A 22,537-nucleotide genomic window follows, 5' to 3' on the forward strand; every position below is an offset into this window, starting at 1 on the left:
TGACCCCCGAGCTTGCTAGTGTTGTGCGTCGACGCAAAGCCCGCGGGCCAGTGCGGTGAACATGTCTGCTACGCCCCGCTTGCTGAGGGCGGCATCGACCACCATGCTGGAGCCGTGAAAAGTGCCCGGATAACAGTGGATCTCGGTGGACACACCCGCCGCGAGCAAGCGCTGGCCATACACGAGTGCTTCATCGCGGAGAGGATCGAATTCCATGACGGTGATGCAGGCCGGGGGCAGGCCCGTCAGATTGTCTGCGCGCGCCGGGGCGGCCAGTGCGGGAACGTTGTCCGCGCCACGCCGCAGTGCATCGCCCAGGTAGTAATCCCAGCTTTGCTCGGCGTTGGGTCGGTGCCAGATAGGTGTGTCGGTAAAGGCCTGCATGCTGGGGGTGTCCAGCCGATCGTCCAGAACCGGTATGGAGAGGAACTGGTAGCATAGCGCCGGCCCGTTCTCGTCGCGCGCGCGCAGGGCGCAGGCAGCCGCCAGGCAACCACCGGCGCTCTGCCCGATGATCCCGAGGCGCTTGACGTCGATGCCGAGTGTGTCCGCATTGCCGCGCGTCCAGGTCAGTGCCGCGTAGCAGTCATCAAGCGGCCCGGGGAAGGCGGTCTCGGGAGACAGCCGGTAGTCAACCGAGACGACCACAATACGCAGGTTCTGGCTTATGGCGAGACAGGTGGCATGTTCGCTTTCCAGGTTGCCGAACACAAAGCCGCCACCGTGCAGGTAGAGCAACCCAGGCAGGGCGCCCTCGACACCTTCCGGGCGATAGACCCGCACGGTAACATCGGGGGCGCCGTTCTCACCCGGTACGGGGTGGTCGTTGATACTCGTGCCGCTGGTGTCCAGCGCTTCGTTGGCAGGCCCCACTATGGCGTCCATGGTGGCGCGCATCGTGGCCGGGTCTTTCAGGTCGAAGGGTGGCAGTAGTTCCAGAATCGGACGCAGCTCGGGATCGATATTGTATTTCATGGTGGTTGGTGACCTCCTTTTATAGTGGGGTTATTGTGTGACGTGCCGCCAGTGCTGTCACCTGCCTGGCAGCGTCTCGAGTGCAAGTATGGAAACCCCAGAGCAGCTTTCTTGCATGGCACAGTGCCCATCCGGGTTGCCGTGAGGGCACTCACCCCTGGCAGTCCAGCACGATCTTGCCGGCCACCGCGCCGGCATCGATCAGCCGGTGCACTTCGGCGGCATCGCGCAACGGGCGGACTTCAGCAACGGCAGGGTGCAGACGATCATCGCCCAGCCACTGCATGAGGGTGGCGACGTCAGAGCGGAATTCTTCAGGCAACTTTTTTCGCCGGCTGAGAATATTGTAGAAACTTGAGCTGCGCCCATCCGGCAGCAGGCGCCACAGCCCAAGCAGCTTGGCAAATCCCCATAGCAGGCTGGGTACACTTTCGTCCCCCGTGGTGACCTGCAACGCCCCGAACCCCACCAGGCGGCCGCCTTTTGCGACACACCGGTAGGAGCGCGACCAGGACTTGCCGCCGATGGTGTCGAATACGGCCTGTACGCCTTTGCCCTGGGTGAGGCGCTGAATTTCAGCGACGAAGTCGGTGTTGCGATAATCGATGGGGATGGCACCGAAACTGCGCACGAGGTCGTGCTTGCTCTGCGATGCCGTGCCGTACACCGTTAACTTCAGTTCGCGTGCCAGCTCCAGCAGCGCCGTGCCCACTGCGCCACCGGCGGCGTGGACCAGGATAGTATCGCCCGGTTGCAGCGTGCATTCGCGGGTCAGCATCTGCCAGGCTGTGGTGTAGGAAAGCATCATGCACACGGCCTTTACCGGGTCCAGGCCGGCAGGGCAGGGCACTACCTGGTCTGCATTCACGCACAGGTACTGGGTATAGCCGCCAATGGCTGGCATATCCGCTACCGTGTCGCCCACCTGGAATGTGCTCACACCGCTGCCCAGCGCGTCGACGACACCCACCCAGTCGTAGCCTGGGGTAAAGGGCGGCTTTTCTTTCACATCCACATACTGTCCCTGGCGCACGATGGTGTCTGTAAACCCGGTTCCGGCCGCCAGAACTTTCACCCGCACCTGCCCTGGGCCGGGCTCAGGGAGTGTGTGCTCCGTCACCAGGCGCAGATTTTCCGGCCCGCCAAATGCGGTGAGCTCTATGCGTTGCCATTCTGTTGCGGTCATGCCTGTTTGTCCTTGATCGAGTGAGCAAGCGAGTATGTCGCCGCAGGAGGCCTCTGTCTAATCTGCTTGCGCAGGCGATGCTTGGTCTGGTGGCCGCAGCTGACGTATGCTGGTGGCGGAGGTGCTTCCGGTTTCTCCCCCGGGAAGACTGTACAGCGCTGCCATCCCAAAGGTCCAAGGAGGTTATGGAGTGACCACTTCGCTGCGCCAGACGAACCTTGCGAAGCTCGCCGGCCAGGAGTTTGATGTGCTGGTGGTAGGCGGCGGCATCAATGGTGCTGTATCTGCCGCCGCGCTGGCGGGCCGTGGTGTCAACGTGGCGCTGATTGAGCGCGAGGATTTTGCCAGCGGCGTCAGCTCGCAGTCATCCAACCTGGCCTGGGGCGGGATCAAGTATCTGGAAAGCTACGAGTTCCTGCTGGTCAACAAGCTGTGCCGCTCACGCAACGAACTCATGCGCGCTTACCCCTCCACGGTAAAGGAAATCCGTTTTTTCACCACCATTCAGAAAGGCTTCCGTTGGCCGCCGCTGGTGATTTTTCTGGGGAGTCTCCTGTACTGGGTCATGGGGCGTTTCAAGACGGCCCCGCCACGCTATGTGAGCGCTCGCAAGCTGGAGGCGACTGAGCCCGTTATCAACACCCGGCAAGCTGCTGGTGGCCTGGAATACTCCGACTGCTACCTCTACGACAATGATGCCCGCTTTGTATTCGGCTTTGTGCGCAAGGCACTGGACTATGGCTGTGTGGCGGCCAACTACGTTGCGGCGACATCGCTGCGGCGCGAGCAGGGGCGTTGGCTGGTGGAGGCGCGGGACACGGTTAGCGGTGAGGTGTTCACGATTGCCGCCAAAGCGCTGGTGAACGCAGCGGGTCCCTGGCTGGACACCTTCAATCAAGCGGCGGACATCCAGACCGGGCACCACCATGTGTTCTCCAAAGGTATTCACCTGATTGTTGACAGGGTCACCGACAACAAACGGGTGCTGACGTTCTTTGCCAGCGACGGCCGCCTGTTCTTTCTCATTCCAATGGGCTCCCGTACTTGCGTGGGCACCACCGATACGCGGGTTGACTCGCCGGAAGTGGGTGTCACCGATGAGGACCGCGATTTCGTTCTCTCGAATATCAACGCCCTGCTGGACATGGATCCACCCCTGACCCGTGACAGCATTATTTCAGAGCGCTGCGGGGTGCGCCCACTCGCCGTGGGCGGCGACGATGGCAGCGCCGACTGGGTACAGCTTTCCCGCAAGCATGTACTGGAAGTGGACCGGGAGCGGCAGCACATCAGTATTCTCGGCGGCAAGCTCACGGACTGTCTGAACGTGGGCAATGAAGTGGTTGCCGAGCTGGTCAAGCTGGGCATCAACGTGCCGGACCCCGAGGCCTGCTGGTACGGGGAACCTCCTGCCGAGGTGCACGCAGAATACTTGCGCCAGGCACGGCTGATGCAGCTGGATGCACTCACCGCTCCCACATCGTCGGAACCCTTGAGCGAACGCTTCTGGCGCCGCTATGGCCAGGCGGCCTTCCACCTGCTGGAGCGAATCCGTGCCGATCGCAGCTGTGCCCGCCTGCTGATTGGCCGTGCCGAATACACCCGTTGTGAAATGGAGATGACGGCACAGCGCGAGATGGTGGTGAAACTCGAGGATTTCATGCGTCGGCGGTCCAAGATCGAACTGGTACTGCGGCGGAACGAGATTGTCGAGGCACCGGGTTTGCGTCGCGCAGCAGAAATCCTGTTCGGGGAAGAGGCCGAGCAGCGCCTGACGGAATACGTTGCCGGGGATTTGGACTAAACTGTTCGGCGGGAAACGATACGCATCACGATGATAAGAAGGGGAAGGGAATGGATTGGTATCTCGACATACTGAAGAACAAGTACGCACAGTTCACGGGGCGCGCGCGGCGCAAGGAATACTGGTACTTCGTGCTGTTCAACCTGTTGGCGAGTATTGCGCTGGGCGTCATTGACGGCATCACCGGCACCTACAGTGATGATGCCGGCCTTGGGCTTCTGGGGGGCATCTATGCGTTGGCGGTGTTCATTCCTTCAATCGCAGTGGCCATGCGTCGTTTGCACGATACCGGTCGCTCTGGGTGGTGGTTGCTGCTGGCCCTGATTCCCATTCTGGGATTCCTTGTGCTACTGGTATTCATGCTGCTGGACAGTGAGCCGGGTGACAACCAGTACGGTCCGAATCCGAAGGTGGGGGTGTAGGACACTCAAGGTGTGGTGGGAAGCGTATTGATCACGCCCTTCAACGATCTGATATGCCCGCTGGACGGCTTGCCGCTCACTGTCAGCCACGCGAGCTGGCGCTGCCCCAGCGGGCACAGTTTCGATATCGCGCGGCGCGGCTACGTCAACCTGCTCGCCGTGCAGAACAAGCGCTCGCGCGACCCGGGTGACAGTCAGGCAATGGTCGCGGCGCGCTCGCGTTTCCTCAACGCGGGACATTATCAGCCGCTGGCTGCCGCGGTGGCACATCAGGTACTGGAATCCGCGTCCCCTGCCGCGCCTCTGAGCTGCATTGATGCCGGTTGCGGTGAGGGCTACTACCTGCGTGAGCTGGCCCGGGCAGCCGGTGGGGCGCGGCCGCTGACACTGGGTGGCGTGGATATTTCCAAGTGGGCCGTGCAGGAGGCAGCACGGCAGGACAAGCGCATGGCATGGATGGTGGCCAGCAACGCCGGCCTGCCCGTCGCGACCAGCAGTGTGGACAGGCTGCTTTGTTTGTTCGGGTTTCCCGTTTATGCGGAATTTGCACGTGTGTTGAAGCCAGCAGGAGAACTCCTGCTGGCGGAGGCGGGGCCCGCGCATCTGAAGGCGCTACGAGAAATTATTTACCCCGCGCTGAAACGGAAGCCTTTTTCCCCTCGGGCTTGCCTTGACGGGTTCCGCTTGCAGGCAGAACAGGCTGTACAGTTCAGGGTGGAGCTTGAGGGTGCGCAGTCAATTGCAGACTTACTGGCCATGACGCCACACATGCATCGTGCGCCTTCCGAGGGGCGCGCAGCGGCCCTGGCACTGAATTCTTTACAGGTGGTCGTGGATGTACGCTTAAAGCGTTTGGTCCGCGAAAACTAGTTTCGGGCGCACTGCAGATCGCTGACGGCTCGCCTATCTGTCCAGAGTTGAGAGCTGCCCGCGCCGCGTTCGCAAGGCAAGGATTAGCAACAAGGCAGCAAGCAGTGCGAGCATTGCCGCCGACATCATCGGCACGGCTACGGGGCTGGCGCCCTCGCCTCTGAAGGTAGCGACGTTGCGCAGGATCTGCAGCAACTGCGGTGTTGCGTCGACGTCGTCTTCATGGCCGAGGTCAGAGTTCAGGTGAATGCTGACGCCCTGGCCGATGTTCAGGTAGGCCAGTGCATAAGCGGTGAGGCAATCCCCCGTGGGGTCGTCGTCCATGCTGCGCGAAATCACGGTGATTGCGCCTGGTTTCAGATCGGTGCAACTGCCGCCGTCAGCGTCTTCAGCAGCGTCCCAGGTTGTCGGCAACCCGGCTGCGAGCGGGTGGTCACCTTGTAATACAGTGTATGTGCCGGAATAGTTGTAATCGACGTAGCTGGTGTAGTCTGCAGGCAGGATAGGGTCCAAACCCAACTTGATGTCATCGTCCATGTCGTAGATCACCCATTCGGTGCTCGCGAATGTGCCACCACTGCGGATAAATTCTTCGAGTGCCGCGTAGGCGGGGCTGTTTTCGTCATCCCCCAGTTCGTAACCATATTCATAGCCATTCAGCAGGATCACGACATCAAACGCACTGAGATTCGGATTGTCGCCTTCCCAGTCATAGTAGGACAGTGACGTCACAGTATGGCCCGCACTCGTCAAGTCATCCTCGACCTCTGTTCCGTAATCGTCATCGAGTATGAGGATGTCGGCAGCTTGCGCGTAATTAATGGTGAGCGGGGCAATCAGAACCAATATAAGCAGTAGTGGACGTTGTATTCCAAACTTCACAGCGCAAGTTTCCTTCATCTTTTGCAGTGAGAATACAGGGCCGCAGGAGTGACGACAAGCGAGACAGCCGACTGAGACAACGCGTTGGGCGGTTACGCTGCTGCCCCCGGGGGGTGGCAGCGCCGGTCGGTTGGCATAGAATACGGACCTTGAGCATCGCCTCTCGCGATGCGCCTGTTCTCCGGCAAGCGAGTGTTCACATGACTGATGTAATTACCGTCCCCGTCTCCTTCGGTGAAGTGCTGGACAAGATCACGATTCTGGAAATCAAGTCCGAGCGCATCAGCGATCCCGCCAAGAACGCCAACGTCGTCACCGAGCTGGAAGCCCTGAATGGTATCTGGTCGGCCGCTGTGGCGGATGAGTCGCATATTGCTGAACTGCGGGCACAACTGAAGGCGGTCAACGAATCGCTCTGGGTGATTGAGGACGATATCCGTGATTGTGAGCGTGCACAGGAATTTGGTGCCACGTTCATCGAGCTGGCGCGCTCGGTTTACTTTACCAACGACAAACGTGCAGCTCTGAAAAAGTCGATCAACCTGGCACTGGGTTCACGCTTTGTGGAAGAGAAGTCCTATCAGGATTATACGCAGTAGCGCGGGCAATCGAGTGGTAGGTGCGTAGCTGCCAGCGGTGCTCTGGCGCGCAACCTGATAGCCAACCGCTAGACCGCTGGCGCGGAATGGGCCTGCACCCATTGGTCCAGTTTCGCCGTCGCATCCGCGACAGTCACCAGTTCCATCGCCCCGGCCACCTCCACTTTGCTGCCCCAGCGGGCCTCATCAACATCGCTGCTGCGGAATTGCCGCAGTGCCTGGGGGTAGCGGTTTACACACCAGTGCAGGGAGTTGTAGGGACCTGAGCGCAGGGGGTTGCTGGCGGCGAACAGGCCCAGCACGTCGGTCCCCATGCTACTGGCAATATGTGCGGGACCAGTATCGGGCGCCACCAGCAGGTCGGCCTCCGCCAGCAGGGCCGTGAGCTGTTTCAGTGTGTCCTGGCCACAGATGTTGTGTGCGGTGTTGCGCATGGCGGCGGTAATGGCGGCACAGGTTTCGCGCTCGAAGGGTGCGGGGCTGCCCACCAGAATGACGTGCATGCCGTGCGTGTCCATGGCGTGATCGGCGAGTGCGGCGTAGTGTGCCACCGGCCAGTTGCGCAGAGGGTGGCTGGAGCAGGGGCTGATGACCAGGTTGCGCCGGTCCTGTGCCAGGTGCTGCCGGGCAAATGCGCGGTCTTGTTCGCTCAGCGGAATCTCCCAGCGCGGCGCCGCCGGCTGCAGGCCCAGGGGTTGCAGAAAACTCGCCAGGCAGTCGCGCACGTGTTGGCTGCGCGCGGGTGGGATACGCCGGTTAATGCACAGTCCGTGGCCATCCTTGCTGCGTGCGCGGTCGTAGCCAACCCGCAGGCGGGCTTTCACCAGCAGGGAGGCGAGATTGGCGCGCGCTGCCACCTGCATGTGCAGCAGCGCATCAAAGCGCCGACCGCGCAGGCTGCGCCAGAGCTCGCGGTAACCGCGCCAGCCGGCGCGCTTGTCGAACACGATGAACTCCACGCCGGGCAGGTCGCCGAGCAAACGCGCCTCGAGTTTGCCGATGATCCAGGTCAGGCGCACGCCCGGCAGCTGTTGTTGCAGGCTCAACACAACGGGCACTACGTGGGTGACGTCGCCCAGCGCCGACAGGCGCAGCAGACAAATGGATTGTGGTGTTGGCGACATGGCGGAGTCCAGACGCAGTAGAGCTCTGTGCGTCATCATTGCTACACTGCGCGCATTCTATCCGAGTCGCCCGCTGCGGTCTGCACCACTGCCGTTGGCTACGGTGGCGGGTACCGAGGACGTTGACGGCCGTGAGCGGCGTGACAGAGCACATTGTTTCCGGAGATGGGTCCCTGCTGCTGTGCAATCCGGCGATCGACGGTGTACACGCGGCCTGGCTGGACCCGCAGTTCTGGGGTGAGCGCGCACGTCCGGTAGTGGTCGGTGGGCGTGGTGGTGCCAGTTTTGTGGATGCCGATATGGGTGAACTGGTGCTACGGCAGTATCTGCGTGGCGGCTTCATGGCGCGTATAGCGCACCGCAGCTACGTATTTACCGGTTTCCGTCGCTGTCGCTCGCTGCGGGAATTCCGTTTGCTGCAGCGCCTGCGGGAGCTTGGCTTGCCGGTGCCCGAACCGGTGGCAGCGCTGGCGGAACGCAGCGGCCTGTTCACCTGCCGCGCGGCCATTCTGCTGCGGCGCATCCCCGAGGCAGTGCCGTTACCGGCATCTCCGGCACTGCAGGAGCCGCAACTCTGGCAGCGCGTGGGTGCGCAGCTGGCGGCGTTTCACGCGGCGGGCCTGGACCATGTGGACCTGAACTGTGACAACGTGCTGCACACGCCAGAGGGCATCTGGCTGATTGATTTCGACCGCTGCCGCCTGCGCCCCCCGGCACGCCGCTGGCAGCAGGCCAATCTCGACCGTTTGCAGCGCTCGGTTGTGAAGCGCTGTGTGCAGTTGTCAGAGCGGCAGCGCGAGTCACTCTGGGCAGACCTCTTGCGCGGGTATCAGGCGGCCTGCGAGTGATGAAAAGGCGTCAGGAGAGACGATGAAAGTATTGGTGACCGGCGCCGCCGGGTTCATTGGGTGTGAAACGGCACTGCAGTTGTTGGCACAGGGCCACGAAGTGGCCGGCATCGACAATCTCAATGATTACTACGATGTCACGCTGAAACAGGCCCGTCTCGCGCGCTTGCGCAGTCAGCCCGGTTTCAGTGAAGCGCTGTTTTGTCTTTCGGATGCGACCCGCCTCCGGGAGTGGTTCAGCCACTTTCGCCCGGATGCCGTGATTCACTTGGCGGCACAGGCCGGGGTGCGCTATTCGTTGTCACACCCACAGGCCTACCTGACCTCCAATCTGGTGGCCTTTGGCAACATGCTGGAATGTTGCCGGCACTTTCCGGTAGAGCACCTGGTTTACGCCAGCAGCAGCTCGGTGTATGGCAGCAATACCCGCCAGCCCTTCAGCGTCAGCCACAGCGTGGATCATCCGGTGTCGCTCTATGCCGCAACCAAGAAAGCCAATGAGTTGATGGCCCACTCTTACAGCCACCTCTACCAGCTGCCGACAACCGGTTTGCGTTTCTTTACCGTCTACGGGCCCTGGGGCAGACCAGATATGGCCCCGATGATTTTTTGCCGCAAGATTCTGGCGGGGGAGCCACTGGACGTGTTCAACCACGGACAGCACCGCCGTGACTTTACCTTTATCGACGACATCGTCGACGGAATTCTCGGCGTGCTGGCAAAGCCCCCGGAGCCGAATCCGGCGTGGGATGCCATGGCGGCTGATCCTGCAACCTCCAGCGCACCCTACCGTATCTTCAATATCGGCTGTGAGAGTCCGGTGCACCTACTGGAGTTTATCGAGCTGCTTGAGCAGCGTCTGGGGCGCAGCGCAGAGAAGAACATGCTGCCGATGCAGCCGGGGGATGTGGCGGAGACGTATGCCGATGTCAGTGCCCTGCGTGAGCTTACCGGCTACGCCCCGCGTACCGGCGTCGCCGAAGGCGTAGCGCGGTTTGTCGACTGGTATCTGGAGTATTACGGGGCTGCAGCCAGCCGCTCCTGATACCAGGCATAGGTATTTACCGCCGTCTGCTCGGCGTTGAATTCGCGCTCGATACGCCGGCGCGCGTTGTCAGCGCGCTGCGCCGCCGCCGCGGAATCCTCCAGCGCGTTGCGCATAGCGGTTGCCAGTGCAGGGGCGTTGCGCTGCGGCACCAGCAAACCGGTTTCTCCGTCTGCCACCAGCTCCCGGGTGCCACCGGCATCGGTGGCGACGACGGGCGTTCCCACGGCCATGGCTTCAATGACGACCCGCGGCAGGCCCTCACCGCTTTCCGAGGCCGATACCAGCAGGTCGGCGGCGCTGAGGATCCGGGTGACGTCATTGCGGTAGCCGGTGAAATGTATGCGCTCGGGGTGCTGGCAGCGTGCGGCCCGCTCGCGAACCGCGGCATTGCTGTCTACGGAGCCAATCAGCAACAGATGGCTGTGCAGCGCGGATGGCAGGGCGTCAAACGCCTCCAGCAGCGTGAGTGCCCCTTTCTTGGCGCTGTTGCGGCTGATGCAGCACAGTGTTTTCGCCCCCGGCGGTATGCCCAGGTCAGCCAGCATCGCCGGCTCCACGTTGTACCAGGCAAGCTCGTGCCCCTTGTGGATTGCCTTGAGTTTCTCGGGTGGCAGTCGCAGCCAGAGGAAGCGCACGTCAAGCAGTGCGTCGCGAATGGCGTGAGCAACACACATGATGCCGTCAAGGCGCGGGTTGAGGAAGGTCATCCAGGCTTCCGGCTTGCCATATCCGACACCGGTTGTGACGCCGCGATAGGCGAGCAGGCGCGCACGATGGCGACGCGCAGCGCGCAGCATGCAGGTCACGGCGCGCGAGTTGAACGCCTGCACGATATCGTAGTCGCCCTGGTAGACCGTCTCGCGGATCAGCGCGGTTGCCGCGCGGTCGAATCGGCCGCTGATTTTGAGGGGAATCACCTCCAGCCCCGCCTCGAGGAGCAGGCCGTGGTAGCGCCCCGCCGGGTTACTCATGACCGCGAACTGCTCCATGCGCTGGGCGAGGCGAATGAACAACTCCGTCTCCGGGCGATCGGCACAATCGGTAATGCAAAGTGCTTTCATGGGCCGGGTCCTGTGTCGACGTTGGAATCCGCGGGAGCACCTGCGCTATAGTAATGGCGCGGTTGGCGGCCCCGGTGGGTCGGCGTTTACCACAATGGCCACGCAGATCGACGAGAGTATACACAATGATTTCATCGGCACGAGGCCAACAGCTGCTGGCGGGCCTGGCGGTCGCCGGGTTTGCCGGGTCCCTGCTCTACTCCAGCCTGTTGTCCGCCGCCGTTTTTCTGCTCGCACTGGCCGCTGCACTGCCCGCGCTGCGCCGGCGGCTCCACGCCAGCGGGTGGGAGCGCCCGCGGGAACTGCGCCTGCTGCATTTCGCCTGCTGGTTTCCCGTAGCGGTTTTTCTGTGCTTCTGGCTCGCCAGCGGGTTTGATTACCGCGCGTTGAAGGAACTCGACGGGCCGGCCCGCCTGTTGCTGTTCTGGCCCCTGGTGCTGGCGCTGTGCTGGTCGACTCTGGGGGCCCGTCACCTGTTTGCAGGTTTTGCGCTGATGGCCCTGGGTGCGGCTGTGCATGCCGCGGCGAGCATGTGGCTCGGAGGGCCACCTTCGCCGGGTGAGCCGTTGCGGGCGGGTCTCTGGTTGAACCCCATTACGCTCGGCAACCTGTCGCTGTTCGCCGCCGCCGTGTTGTTGTCCGCCGCACTGTACTGGCAGCGTTTGCAGCAGCCACGCTATACCGGTCTGGCGCTCGCCTTGGCGGCAGCCGCACTGGTTGCCGCGCTGCTCACCCAAACCCGCAGCAACCTGCTGGCACTGCCCCTGTTGCTGGCCGTGTTACTGCCGTTGATGGGCTCGCGTCAGCGCGTGCTTGCCGTACTCGCGGGGCTGGTCTTCCTGGCGCTGACCGTCGCCGGCAATGACCGCTTTCTGGAAACCGTTGCCAGCCTGCAGGCGGGCGACTTCGATGTGCAGACCGCCTCGCGGCTGGCTATCTGGCAGATTGCCTGGGGTGAGTTTGTCGGCCACCCGTGGCTCGGTGGAGGGCTCAATGCTTACCACGATGCGGTACAGGCGGCGGCTGTGGCGGGCACGTTGCCGCAACCCGATTTCGTGCTGGACTGCTGCACCAGTCATGCGCACAACGATCTGCTGCAAAGTCTTGCCACCCGCGGCCTGCTCGGGGGATTGAGCTGGTTGCTGTTGCTGGTGATACCGGCAACGGTATTTGCACGCCACCTCCGCGCATCGGAGCCGGCGGTCGCCTTTGTCGCCTCGGTGGGTGTGTTGCTGCCAGTTGGCTACGCGGCGTTTGGTCTGACCGAGGCGGTGTTTTCCCGCAGCCTGTTTATCACGTTCTATCTGCTGACGCTGGCTGCCTGTGGTGCGGCGCTGGTGACCGAGCTGCGCCGTGCCTGCCAGCGGCAGCGCAGCGTGCGTGTGTCGGTGATCGTTATCACCAAGAATGAGGAAGAACATATCGGCGCCTGCCTTGCATCGGTGGCGGGTGTGGCAGATGAGATTATCGTGGTTGATAGTGGCAGCGACGACGCCACCGTGGCGATTGCGCGTGAGCATACAAGCCACGTTATTGAGACCGACTGGCCCGGCTTCGGCATACAGAAACAACGTGCGCTGGAGCGTGCCAGCGGCGACTGGGTGTTGTCGATTGATGCTGACGAGCGTCTGACCCCCGGGCTGGTGGCCGAAATCAATCATGTGCTGGCGGCGCCAGCTGCTGATGCCTACTGCCTGCCCTGGGCGGTGACCATCTACGGTACCCGGCTGGATTTTGGCCGCAGTGGTCGCGCGCCGCTGCGGCTGTTCCGGCGCGCCGGGGTACGCTTTTCCGACGCCCTGGTGCACGAGAAGATCCTGCTGCCGGAGGGTCGCCGTGTGCGCACCCTGCGTGGACGGCTGTTGCACTTTACACACCGGGATTTCGGCCACGCCCTGCAGAAGGGTGCGCAGTACGCCTGGCTAGGTGCGCAGGAGAAACACCGTCAGGGCAAGCGCGTGCGCTCGCTGCTGTACCCATCGGCTCGGGGGGTGCTGACCTTTGTCCACGTGTATCTGTTGCGGCTGGGCGTTCTCGATGGGCAGGTGGGCTTTCTGTCTGCGGTGCTCTACGCCCAGGTGAGCTTTAACAAATATGCCGGTCTCTGGACGCGGGATCGCCCGCGCTACGGCGCTGACTGAGCGGTCACCGCCAGGGCTTTGCGCAAGCGACGCCGCATCTTCAATTTCCGCCACAGGTTCAGGGGTTTCGCTCTGGGGGTGGGCCCGGCGGCCAGCACTTCGTCCACGGCGTCCAATACCCGCGCGCTGGAATGTCCGTCGCGGAAGGGGTGTAGTTCCTCGCACAGCGCACGTGCAGATTGCAGTAGTGCAGGCGGCCTTTCCAGCGCCTGTGCCAGCGCCGGTTCCACCGCTTCCACGTCCTGTACATCCAACAGGTAGGGCCCCGCCATGCGGCTGCGGTAGGTGACCACAGGCCGGTCGAGGAACATGAACTCGAACATGATGGAAGAGGTGTCGCAGAGCATGACGTCGGCCTCGGGCAGCAGCGGCAGCAAATCTGCATTGCTTTCCACGAAGCGCAGGTTGGGCCCGCTCATGTCGCGGTAGCGTTGGACGATCTCTGCGTCCATTTTTGGGTGCAGGGTGACGATGAAACGCCATTTACCGGTTGTTGCCAACCTTCCGATAACCCCCGCCAGTGCCGGTGCGGAGGTGATGTTGCGACTGAACGTGGAGGCGAAGAACACCACCGGCGGCTCACCCGTGGCGCGCAGGCGCGGTCCGGCGGGTGCGGCCGCGCTGAACAGGGGGTCCAGCTTGGGCCAGCCGGTGCGGCTCACTCGGAAGTGACCGTGCTCGGCGGCCAGCGCGGAGAACTTCGCGGTGTCGGTGCCGGCGTGGGTGCAGTAGAGGTCAAACCAGCCGCGGATCGTGTAGTGATCGCTGGCGTCTTCCGTGGCGTGCCCACGCTTGTTGCGCGCCAGGCCGTGAAAAACCTCCACCTTGATGCCAGGGAGAAAGTGCGGCACCCAGTCGCCCGGCACAAAGGTGGCCACCGCAGGATAGGCGCGCGCCTCATCGACTGTGCACAGCAGGTGTTCATCGGGTTGCAGCGGCGCGTGACTGCACCCGGCAACGAACCAGGCAACCTGGCCTCCACGGCGGCGAATTTCGGCTTGCAGCGGGCGCAGGATGGAGTAGGCGTAGGGCTGGTTGACGAAGAACAGGTAGTGGCGCATGCGGCCCCGGGGCTCCGGCTGGTGGAGCGAAGAGTTTAACACAGGGCCTCAGGGTGATTGGCGATAGGGGTCCGGCTGGCCGGGGGGGCGGTGGCGGAAGCGTTTGTATTCCCACTGGTACTGTGCGGGTGCCTCACGTACACAGGCCTCCACGGAGCGGTTCAGCGCCCCGGTCGCTACAACGGGGTCCGGGTCGGCAATGTCGTCTTCGCAGCGTCGCACCACCAACCGGAAACCGCGGCTGTCGGGCAGGCGTTGGCACCAGGTCATCAGTGGCACAGCAGCAGACTTCTGCAGCAGTTTGCTCACCAGCGTCATGGTGCGTACCTCCATGCCGAAGAAGGGGGCATAGGCACTGCCGGCAGCGCGCGGACTCTGGTCGGGCAGAATGCCCGAGACCTCTCCCTCGCGCAGCAGGCTGATCAGGCGCGTCAGGCCGCGTCGGTCTCCCGGTACCAGCTCCGAGCCGTGTCGGCTGCGGCTCGCTGTCATGTAGGCTTCAAATCCGGGCAGTGACGGGGGGCTGTAGAGCGCAGCCATCCGGTAGCGCGAAGAAAAATACAGGCCGCAAAGCTCCCAGTTGCCCAGGTGCGGCGCGAGCAGGAGCAAGCCCTTGCCGCTCGCTCGTGCCTCTGTGAGCAGCTCTTCGCCTTCGATTTCCTGCACCAGGCCCAGGCAGCGCTCTACCGGCCACTCCCAGATCAACGGAATTTCCATCGCCACGCGGCCCGTGTGCTCCAGGCTTTCACGCGCCAGCAGCTTGCGCTCGCGCTCGCCAAGCTCCGGGTAGGCAATGGCGAGGTTGATCTGCGTCACCCGGTTGGAGCGGTTGGGAATACGCCCCATCAGGCCACCCAGCAGGGCGCCAATACGCTGCGCCGTGGCCAGGTTCAGTTTGCCCACCAGCCGGATCAGGCCAATCAGTAGACGTGCGCGTGTCAATGCCATGTGTCGAGTGCCCAAACGGTGCCTGCGAGGGTAAACGCTATCACCCTGGACGCAGGCATGCTATGCATCCCCTCGGTAGAGGTCGGGGTCCTGAGGGCCGGGGCGTGTCTTGAAGCGCCGGTGCATCCACAGGTATTGCTCGGGGTGGCGGCGTACTTGCTCTTCGATCGTGGCATTGATCAGCGCAGCATCGGCGAGGTCATCCCCGGTTGGAAAGTTCTCCAGTGGTGGGTGAAAGTAGATATCGTAGCCTACGGCATCCGTGCGACGAAAGTGACTGAAGGGCAGCACCGCACAGCCGCTGCGCTCGGCGATACGCGAGGTCGCCGTGATCGATGCTGCTTCAACGCCGAAGAAGGGCGCAAATACGATGCCCTTGCGGCCGTAGTCCTGATCAGTGGCATACCAGATCGTGCGATTCTCGCGCAGCCGGCGAAGCAGGCCGCGCAGGTCCTTCGCCGAAAGGGCCACACCATAGTGCCGCTCCCGCGCCCGCGTCATCACCGCATTGAGCAGTGCGTTGTTGTGGTCGCGCTGCATGACATCGGCCTCGACAAACCGGGTGGCCAGCGTGCCGCATAAATCCAGCGAACTGTAGTGCCCCCCAAGCGCCAGGATACCCTTCCCCTTCTCCAACGCGCGGGTCACATGCTCAAGGCCGTGCACACGCGTGGTGGCCAGGAAGGCTGCAGGGTTGCGGAACCAGGCGAGGCCGATTTCCAGAATTCCTATTCCGTTCGAGTGGAACGCACGCCGCGCGAGGTGCACCTGTTCTTCGCGGCTGAGCTCGGGAAAACACAGCGCGATGTTGACCTCGGCAATGTGCCGGCGCCGGGGCAGAGTGCGGTAGGCCAACTCGCCGACGCCTTTGCCCAGCCACCATTGCACGCGCAGGGGGAAGCGCGCCAGCAGCCACATCAGACCGATCAGCAGCCAGGTGGGCCACCACGTCGGGTGCAGATAACTGCGATATTGCGTATCGCGGGTGCGTTGCCGTGTCGTGCTCACGTGGCGGCATACTCTCGCTGCTGAATCGGGGCCCAAGTTTAGCAGCCCCGCGGGGGCAGGCGGGAATAGTTCCACAGCAGGTGGCCCGGGCTTTGGGTAGAATGTGCGCAGAGTTTGTTATCGGAATCGCCATGCTGCGTGCGTTGTACTCTTTCGTGTTCCGCCTCGCACTGCCTTTTGTGCTACTGCAGCTGTGGTGGAGCAGTCGCGGCAGTGCCGGCCCTCATGACAACTGGCGCGAGCGCCTCGGTTGGGTGTCGCCAGCTCCGGCACCTGTGGTCTGGGTGCACGCCGTGTCGGTGGGTGAGACCATCGCCGCGGCGCCGTTGGTGAACGCGTTGCTGCAGCGTCACCCCGGCTGCCGGATTTTGATGACAGCGATGACCGCCACCGGTTCCGCGCGCGCGCGCGCCCTGTTTGGCGACCGCGTGTTATACGCCTACTCCCCCTACGATACACCCGGTGCCGTGTCGCGCTTCCTCGACCGGGTGCGTCCCGCGGCATTGGTGATCATGGAAACGGAGCTGTGGCCGAACATGGTCGGGCTCACTGAAGAGCGTGGTATTCCCGTGGTGCTGGTGAATGCGAGGCTGTCGGAGCGCTCGGCGCGGGGCTACCGGCGTATCGCCGGGCTGGTGCACCCGATGGTGGCGCAGCTGGCCTGGATTGCCGCACAGGGCGCTGATGACGCGCGCCGTTTCCGCGCCATTGGCGCCTCGCCCGAGCGTGTGTCGGTCACCGGCAGTATCAAGTTTGATGTTGTTGTCGACCAGCATTTGCGAGCAGCGGCACTGCGATTGCGCGCGCAGCTGGGAGAGTCGCGGCCGGTGTGGATTGCCGCGAGCACTCACGATGGAGAAGACGAACAGATTCTTGTCGCCCATCGGCAGGTGCTGCAACACCAGCCGGATGCGCTGTTGATGCTGGTGCCGCGTCATCCGGAGCGTTTCGATGCCGTGGCGCAGCGTGTGCAGTCGCAGGGTTTTACCCTTACGCGCCGGTCTGCCGCCTCGTTAGCCGCCGCTCAGGTGTACCTCGGCGACACCATGGGGGAGCTGCTACTACTCTACGGCGCCGCGGACATCGCCTTCGTCGCGGGCTCGCTGATTCAGCGCGGTGGACACAATCCGTTGGAGCCGGCGGCCTGGGGGCTGCCGGTGCTGGCGGGCCCGCACGTTTTCAACTTCGAGGCAATTTACGCGGCATTGGACGAAGCCGGTGGACTGGTGGCGGTACAGGGGGCTGAAAGCCTCGCCAACGCGGTGCTCGCGCTGTTTGCCAACGCGGAGCAGCGGCGGCTCACGGGGACATCTGCATCGGCCTTGATCGAGGCGAACCGTGGGCCTTTGCAAGCGGTGCTGGAAGGTCTGGCGCAACATCTGCCCGTGCTCAGTGACAATCCCAACACCGGCGGAGGCTAGAGGCTGCCGATCAACGCTTCGCGGAGGGCGGGACGGCTGGTGTCCGGTGAGAGCCAGATGGCGACGAACTGCTCACCAAAATCAGCATCGTCGATAACGCCCAGTTTCTCGCCGTTGAAGTAGAAGGTGCTGCGGTTGGCGGTGTCGATTTCCAGGGCAATCACGTCGTTTTTGCCCACGTCCGGCCACAGGGTGGTGAGCTGCTTCAGCCACTGGTCGCGGCGTTCATGGGACAGCTGCAAGTGGTCCCATTCCTCACCAGTCTGCTCGACCAGCGCCTGTGCGGCGAAATCCCGCAGGTACTGGATTTCCAGCCGCAACGGACGCTGGGCGTTCTCGTAGCGCCCGTTTTCGGTATACAGCCGTGAATTGTACACCGACCAGAACATCACGTTGAGACGCGCCTCGCCGACCAGTTGCAGGTTTTCCACCGGCGACGTTGCGGTTGCCACAGGCGTATTGCTGGCGGCCGTCGACACGGTAAGTGTGCAGGCAAGACTGAGTAAGAGGCTCGTACACAGGCGTTTCATGTTGCAGTCACTCCTTGGCCTGAAAGAGACGTTGCTGCAGGTAGTATAGCGTGGGCAGTGCGAGCGACCAGATGGCAGCCATGAGCAACAGGCTCTGCCAGAGCGGCCAGCCAAATTCCACCGCACCCAGGCGGCTACCGGCGTAGTAGTTGAATGGGAGCACCAGCGCGCCGGCGGCGGCTGTGAGCCAGGGGCGCGTGGCGAAGAACACCAGGCTGCGCCCCAGGGTGGTGGCAAACGCCAGCCACAGGCAGCAAAGCCATAAAGGAAGGAAGACCCCACCGGGGAACTGGAAGACACCTACGGCACTGAGGCCGGCATCGACGCTCATGCCAATGCCGCCCAAGAGGCCCAGTTGCCGGAGCTCGCGCAGACGCTGTGGCACGAGCGCAAAATGCAGGCCGATCATCCCGAGGGTGACGGCCAGCAGCGCGTCCTGACCCAGCACAGCGCAGAACCAGGTGGTCTGGAACCAGAGGGCGTTGAACCACGCCTTTTCCGTCAATTGGCGGGCAAAAGGCAGTGGAACGGGTGGATTGTCGGCGAGGGGGTTGCTCATGCGGGTGATCCCACGTGATCGGTGTGTTGTTACGCCGCCCCCCGGCCGCCGGATCAGCCTGTCGGTCAGTGGCCTGGTTTGGTGCCGTGCACGCCCAGATAGTGCGAACTCAGGCTAGGCACGGCGTCCAGCGGCTCATTGATCTCGTAGAGGCGCTCGTAGCGGGTCTCACGGATGAGCCAGCGACCATCTTCTTTCACGTAGCGGTCCCAATAGAGCGCCGTGCCGGTGGTGAGCGACTTGTAGTCCAGCTGCCACATGTGGTCTGCCAGGTACCAGATGCCGGTGGCTTCGGTGGCGCTGAGAATCTGGATCTCCGGTTGGTGGCCGTTGTGATGGCCAATGGTGCCGGCATTGAAGGCGCCGCCGATGTTGGCCAGATAGTCATCACGACCGTCGACCTTCCATTCGTAGGTGCCACCCTTGAAGTGTACCTCAACATCCCGATGGAACAGTGGGGCCAGTTCTTCCAGGTTGGCAGTGTCGATGCAGCGAAAATAGGTGTGCTTGAGCTGTTTGATGGCTTCGAGGTCCATCAACTGTTGAATATTGCGGCGCAGCCCCTCGAGGTCGGTGCCGGTGGCTTCCAGCGGCAACCCTTCCTTGATGCCCATGGTGGTCTTGTTCAGTTTCTGGCGTTCTGTGCTCATGGTTCCCTCCCCGGGTTTATTGTCGTCACGCCGCAGTCTAAGCGGCGCACCGACGGGGGTCACCACGGCGGAGGCTGAATAGTTAAGCCCTGCGCGGGGTTGTCGTGAACTTCGCATCCAAACGGGTTCAGGCAGCGGCGTATATCCCCGGAAGGCGAGACTTGTCGCCGGCGGCCTCGTTATACTGGTGGCCACGGCCGATCCGAAGCAGCGGTATGACAACAGCCCGATGACAGCAAGCGCCGGCAACAAACAGCACAAGCGATCCTCGCAGACCCGCGACACACTGATTGCCACGGCGGAATTGCTCTATGCCAGCCGTGGGATTGATAGCGTGTCACTGAACGAGATTCTGGCCGCCTCCGGGCACAAGAATCGCAGTGCCATGCAGTACCATTTCGGCAACCGCGAGGGCTTGCTGCAGGCGATCATTGATCGTCACTCGCAGCAGGTGTACGCGCTGCGCGCCGCCTTCATGGACAGCGTCGATATCACGACCTGTTCCGGCCCGGCACTCGCTGCCCGCGTGTTTGTGCAGCCCATCGCCGATTACATGGATGCCGAAACGGCCGGCATTCACTATGTCAAGATACTGTCACAAATGACCGTGCAGAACACGGCATTGATCTATGGTCTCAAGAAAGCACCAGTCACCTTGACCATGGACCCGAGGCACCGTCGTATTGCCGCGGAGGCGCTTTCCCATCTGGGAAAAACGGAAGCGAACCGCCGCACTTTTCTATCCGTGGGCATGGTGTTTCACTCGCTGGCGGATATCTATCGCCTGAAGGATATCGCTGATAAGCCGGATGAGTTGTCTGATCGGCGCCGGATGGTCGAACAGGTTGTCTGTGCCCTGCAGGCTTACTACGCAGCCCCCGCCTGGCATTAGGTGGGGGTGATGCAGTGCCCGGTCGGCGGTTCAATAATCCACGATACCGTTGCGCCATATTAATGCGTCTGCATTAATATTTGCATGGCGGGGCGGTTGGGCGATATTGTTTTCCCACTGTGACCAATCGGGTGAGCCGCCATGACAACCATTCCACTGGCACGCATACATGCCCCCAATGACGTCAGGCTCGATACCGTCGAGATGCCGCGAGCGGGGCCGGACGATGTCCTGATCCGCGTGGAGCGCTGCGGTATCTGCGGCTCCGACATCACTTATGCAAAGTTGGGTGGCATTCCGGGCACGGTCAGCCCGTTTGCGCTGGGTCACGAATTTGCCGGGGAGATCGTTGAGACCGGGGCGAATGTGGCGCACCTGGCGGTGGGTGACCGGGTGGTGGTCAACCCTGAGGCCGCGGCAAACCGTATCGGCAGCTCCGGTTTGCGGGGCGCCTTCTCGCCCTATATCGTGTTCGAAAATGCCGCCGCCGATCCACAGGGCATTCTGCCCCTGCCCGCAGGTCTCGACTACGACCTCGGGGCGCTGGTGGAGCCATTGTCAGTTGGCATGCATGGCGCCAATCAGGGCAAGGTGACGCGTGGCGACAAGGTCGTGATCTTCGGCGCTGGCCCGGTGGGGCTGGCGGCCGGTGTAGCGGCTAAATATTTCGGGGCCGAGAGTGTGGTGATTGCCGACCTCTCCGAGCGCCGCCTGGCGGTGGCGCGCGAGTTGGGGCTGCAGACTTTCAGTGCGGGCAGCGAGTCTCTGACTGCGTTTCTGCGCCGGACGCATGGCACGGTGACCAACGACCCCCTGCTCGGCGAACAACCGGCCACCGATGTGTTTATCGAAGCAACGGGGGTTGGCGCGGTCTTCACGGAACTTTGCGAGAGCGCGCGCAAAGGCGCCCGTATCGTCGTGGTGGGTGTGCATTTCCAGCCTGTTGAACTCAACATGATCAATCTGTTGATGAAGGAGCTGGTGATCACGGCGGCCACGCAATATCCCGTGGAATTCCCCGATGTGCTGGACATGCTCCAGTCGGGCGCCGTGGATGTGCGCCCGATGATCAGCCATCACTTTCCCCTGTCGCAGTTTGTCAGCGCCTTTTCCCAGGCGCAGAAACCGGGTGAAGCGGTCAAGGTCATTGTGGACTGCCAGGCATAATGACAAGCAGGGTTAGCTGCCCGACGAGGTTACCAGCATGCGTACACCCATCTACAAAACACGCCGCGTAGCGCCTGCCGCGGCAGAGTTCGACCAGAACCACCGGCGGGTCAACGACTTTATCGTCATGTCCGAAGGGGCGTCGAACGTTTACCTGATTGAAACCCCCGACGGTGCCATTCTGATCAACAGCGGCATGGGCTTCGAAGCGCCCGTACACCTGCACAACCTGCAGTCGCTATCGAACTTCACCGATGTGAAATACCTGATAACAACCCAGGGCCACGTGGACCATGTGGGGGGCGTGCAGTTCTTTCGCGACCGCCATCCCGGATTGAAATACATTGCGCACGCGGGCAACGAGGAGCACCAGCAGTACGACCAGCGCCTGGGTGCCTTCCGCAATGCGCGCTCTGCGTTCCGCTTCCAGGACGACTTCATGGGCGTGTTCCAACGCTATGCGCAGGCCGGCTACACCGATATCAACGCCCAGGATCGCCCCACGCCGGATCTGGTTTTCGAGAGCCGCCACGCCTTCTCCCTCGGCGGCCTGGAGGTCGAGTTGATAGCGGCGAAAGGTGCGGAGACCAACGATTCCCTTGTGGTATGGCTCCCCCAGCACGGTATCGTGTTGACCGGCAACCTGTTCGGCTGCCCATTCGGTCATTTTCCCAACCTGGTGACTATCCGCGGCGATCGCTACCGGGATGCACTGACCTGCGCTGCGGCCGCACAGACTGTTCTCGACCTCAATGCCAGTTTGCTGCTCTACGGCCACCACGAACCCGTTGTGGGCGCGAAGGTCATTCGCGAGGAGATCGAGGCCTACCGAAACGCGTTGCTCTACGTGCACGACCAGGTTGTTGCAGGCATGAACGCGGGCAAGGACCTGCACACGCTGCAAGCGGAAATCGAACTGCCCGCTGCCTACGAGGTAGGGCAGGGCTATGGCACAGTGTGCTGGAGTGTGCGCGCCATCTGGGAAAACTATGCGGGCTGGTTCAAGCATGAATCCACCACCGAGCTGTACGCCGTGCCGCAGCAACGTATCCACAATGATCTGGTGGAGCTGGCCGGAGCGGACGCCCTGTTGCAGCGCGCCCGCGACAAGCATGCACAGGGTGAACCCGAGGCCGCACTGCACCTTCTCGATATCCTGCTCAACCATGACGCAGCCAATGACGATGCGCGCACACTGGCGGTAGCGGTGCATGAGGGCTTGTTGGCAGATGCCAGGCAGTTTGCCCACACCGGGAACTTCTGGCTCGAGGGCTGGCTGGAAAACCGGATCAAGAGCCTCAAGGGCACCGACACACCCGCGCTGCAATTCAAGTAGACCGC

At 62.6% G+C, this 22,537-nt stretch carries 22 protein-coding genes; 11 read left to right on the top strand and 11 right to left on the bottom strand.

The window, feature by feature from the left end; genetic code table 11:
* Positions 1–15: 15 nt before the first annotated feature.
* Both EGJ68_RS02825 and EGJ68_RS02830 read right to left on the bottom strand, forming a co-directional pair.
* A complete protein-coding gene (locus EGJ68_RS02825) occupies positions 16–975 on the bottom strand; it encodes an alpha/beta hydrolase (protein ID WP_123033016.1) in 960 nt (319 codons plus the stop codon).
* 151 nt (positions 976–1,126) lie between these two features.
* Positions 1,127–2,161, bottom strand: a complete 1,035-nt coding sequence (locus EGJ68_RS02830; RefSeq protein ID WP_123033017.1) for a medium chain dehydrogenase/reductase family protein — start codon at positions 2,159–2,161, stop codon at positions 1,127–1,129.
* Between the two features lie 190 nt (positions 2,162–2,351).
* Here EGJ68_RS02830 and EGJ68_RS02835 point away from each other — a divergent pair, with 190 nt between their 5' ends.
* Genes EGJ68_RS02835 through EGJ68_RS02845 form a run of 3 tightly spaced genes read left to right on the top strand, consistent with a single transcriptional unit; the run spans position 2,352 to position 5,257 of the window.
* On the top strand, positions 2,352–3,965 hold the full coding sequence (locus EGJ68_RS02835) for a glycerol-3-phosphate dehydrogenase/oxidase (RefSeq protein ID WP_233248652.1): 1,614 nt from the start codon (positions 2,352–2,354) through the stop codon (positions 3,963–3,965).
* A gap of 50 nt (positions 3,966–4,015) precedes the next feature.
* Positions 4,016–4,387, top strand: a complete 372-nt coding sequence (locus EGJ68_RS02840) for a DUF805 domain-containing protein (protein ID WP_123033020.1) — start codon at positions 4,016–4,018, stop codon at positions 4,385–4,387.
* Positions 4,388–4,399: 12 nt separating this feature from the next.
* The gene (locus EGJ68_RS02845) at positions 4,400–5,257 is read left to right on the top strand and encodes a putative RNA methyltransferase (protein ID WP_233248653.1); all 858 of its coding nucleotides are present in this window, start codon (positions 4,400–4,402) and stop codon (positions 5,255–5,257) included.
* Positions 5,258–5,290: 33 nt separating this feature from the next.
* On the opposite strand, the gene EGJ68_RS02850 is transcribed toward EGJ68_RS02845, so the two are convergent.
* The gene (locus EGJ68_RS02850) at positions 5,291–6,139 is read right to left on the bottom strand and encodes a hypothetical protein (RefSeq protein ID WP_158283463.1); all 849 of its coding nucleotides are present in this window, start codon (positions 6,137–6,139) and stop codon (positions 5,291–5,293) included.
* A 200-nt stretch (positions 6,140–6,339) separates the two neighbouring features.
* On the opposite strand from EGJ68_RS02850, the gene EGJ68_RS02855 reads away from it, so the two are divergent.
* On the top strand, positions 6,340–6,738 hold the full coding sequence (locus EGJ68_RS02855) for a DUF6165 family protein (protein ID WP_123033027.1): 399 nt from the start codon (positions 6,340–6,342) through the stop codon (positions 6,736–6,738).
* A 68-nt stretch (positions 6,739–6,806) separates the two neighbouring features.
* On the opposite strand, the gene EGJ68_RS02860 is transcribed toward EGJ68_RS02855, so the two are convergent.
* Positions 6,807–7,901, bottom strand: coding sequence for a glycosyltransferase family 9 protein (locus EGJ68_RS02860; RefSeq protein ID WP_199227906.1), 1,095 nt, complete (start codon positions 7,899–7,901; stop codon positions 6,807–6,809).
* A gap of 92 nt (positions 7,902–7,993) precedes the next feature.
* Here EGJ68_RS02860 and EGJ68_RS02865 point away from each other — a divergent pair, with 92 nt between their 5' ends.
* Positions 7,994–8,710 (top strand): 3-deoxy-D-manno-octulosonic acid kinase, encoded by a 717-nt coding sequence (locus EGJ68_RS02865; RefSeq protein WP_158283464.1) that lies wholly within the window; start codon positions 7,994–7,996, stop codon positions 8,708–8,710.
* Between the two features lie 22 nt (positions 8,711–8,732).
* Complete coding sequence (locus EGJ68_RS02870) at positions 8,733–9,755, top strand: NAD-dependent epimerase (RefSeq protein ID WP_123033028.1); 1,023 nt, start codon at positions 8,733–8,735, stop codon at positions 9,753–9,755.
* Here the strand turns inward: EGJ68_RS02870 and EGJ68_RS02875 are convergent.
* Positions 9,728–10,819, bottom strand: a complete 1,092-nt coding sequence (locus EGJ68_RS02875) for a glycosyltransferase family 4 protein (protein WP_123033030.1) — start codon at positions 10,817–10,819, stop codon at positions 9,728–9,730. The two genes, EGJ68_RS02870 and EGJ68_RS02875, sit on opposite strands and share 28 nt — an antisense overlap.
* A 125-nt stretch (positions 10,820–10,944) precedes the next feature.
* Here EGJ68_RS02875 and EGJ68_RS02880 point away from each other — a divergent pair, with 125 nt between their 5' ends.
* Positions 10,945–12,960 (top strand): glycosyltransferase, encoded by a 2,016-nt coding sequence (locus EGJ68_RS02880; protein WP_123033032.1) that lies wholly within the window; start codon positions 10,945–10,947, stop codon positions 12,958–12,960.
* Here the strand turns inward: EGJ68_RS02880 and EGJ68_RS02885 are convergent.
* From EGJ68_RS02885 to lpxL, 3 genes are read right to left on the bottom strand one after another with little or no spacing between them, the layout of a single operon-like run.
* On the bottom strand, positions 12,945–14,021 hold the full coding sequence (locus tag EGJ68_RS02885; RefSeq protein ID WP_123033035.1) for a CDP-glycerol glycerophosphotransferase family protein: 1,077 nt from the start codon (positions 14,019–14,021) through the stop codon (positions 12,945–12,947). The two genes, EGJ68_RS02880 and EGJ68_RS02885, sit on opposite strands and share 16 nt — an antisense overlap.
* A 48-nt stretch (positions 14,022–14,069) precedes the next feature.
* The gene (locus tag EGJ68_RS02890) at positions 14,070–14,969 is read right to left on the bottom strand and encodes a lysophospholipid acyltransferase family protein (protein WP_123033037.1); all 900 of its coding nucleotides are present in this window, start codon (positions 14,967–14,969) and stop codon (positions 14,070–14,072) included.
* 60 nt (positions 14,970–15,029) lie between these two features.
* A complete protein-coding gene (gene lpxL, locus EGJ68_RS02895; protein WP_123033038.1) occupies positions 15,030–15,977 on the bottom strand; it encodes an LpxL/LpxP family Kdo(2)-lipid IV(A) lauroyl/palmitoleoyl acyltransferase in 948 nt (315 codons plus the stop codon).
* A 131-nt stretch (positions 15,978–16,108) separates the two neighbouring features.
* On the opposite strand from lpxL, the gene waaA reads away from it, so the two are divergent.
* A complete protein-coding gene (gene waaA / locus EGJ68_RS02900; protein ID WP_123034010.1) occupies positions 16,109–17,398 on the top strand; it encodes a lipid IV(A) 3-deoxy-D-manno-octulosonic acid transferase in 1,290 nt (429 codons plus the stop codon).
* Here the strand turns inward: waaA and EGJ68_RS02905 are convergent.
* From EGJ68_RS02905 to EGJ68_RS02915, 3 genes are all read right to left on the bottom strand, one after another.
* Entirely contained in the window at positions 17,395–17,928 is a 534-nt protein-coding gene (locus tag EGJ68_RS02905; RefSeq protein ID WP_123033039.1) for a chalcone isomerase family protein, read from the bottom strand. The two genes, waaA and EGJ68_RS02905, sit on opposite strands and share 4 nt — an antisense overlap.
* Positions 17,929–17,935: 7 nt before the next feature.
* Positions 17,936–18,487: a DUF2878 domain-containing protein gene (locus tag EGJ68_RS02910; protein ID WP_123033040.1), complete on the bottom strand. Its 552-nt coding sequence runs from the start codon at positions 18,485–18,487 to the stop codon at positions 17,936–17,938.
* A 65-nt stretch (positions 18,488–18,552) separates the two neighbouring features.
* Positions 18,553–19,137: a nuclear transport factor 2 family protein gene (locus EGJ68_RS02915; protein WP_158283465.1), complete on the bottom strand. Its 585-nt coding sequence runs from the start codon at positions 19,135–19,137 to the stop codon at positions 18,553–18,555.
* 229 nt (positions 19,138–19,366) lie between these two features.
* Between EGJ68_RS02915 and EGJ68_RS02920 the strand changes: the two genes are divergently transcribed.
* The 3 genes from EGJ68_RS02920 (at position 19,367) to EGJ68_RS02930 (ending at position 22,532) form a co-directional block, all read left to right on the top strand.
* On the top strand, positions 19,367–20,029 hold the full coding sequence (locus EGJ68_RS02920; protein WP_123034011.1) for a TetR/AcrR family transcriptional regulator: 663 nt from the start codon (positions 19,367–19,369) through the stop codon (positions 20,027–20,029).
* Between the two features lie 141 nt (positions 20,030–20,170).
* On the top strand, positions 20,171–21,196 hold the full coding sequence (locus EGJ68_RS02925) for a zinc-dependent alcohol dehydrogenase (RefSeq protein ID WP_123033042.1): 1,026 nt from the start codon (positions 20,171–20,173) through the stop codon (positions 21,194–21,196).
* Between the two features lie 37 nt (positions 21,197–21,233).
* Positions 21,234–22,532, top strand: coding sequence for an alkyl sulfatase dimerization domain-containing protein (locus tag EGJ68_RS02930; protein WP_199227907.1), 1,299 nt, complete (start codon positions 21,234–21,236; stop codon positions 22,530–22,532).
* Positions 22,533–22,537: the final 5 nt, after the last annotated feature.

This window comes from Haliea alexandrii, from assembly GCF_003719295.1.
Taxonomy (GTDB): Bacteria; Pseudomonadota; Gammaproteobacteria; order Pseudomonadales; family Halieaceae; genus Haliea; species Haliea alexandrii.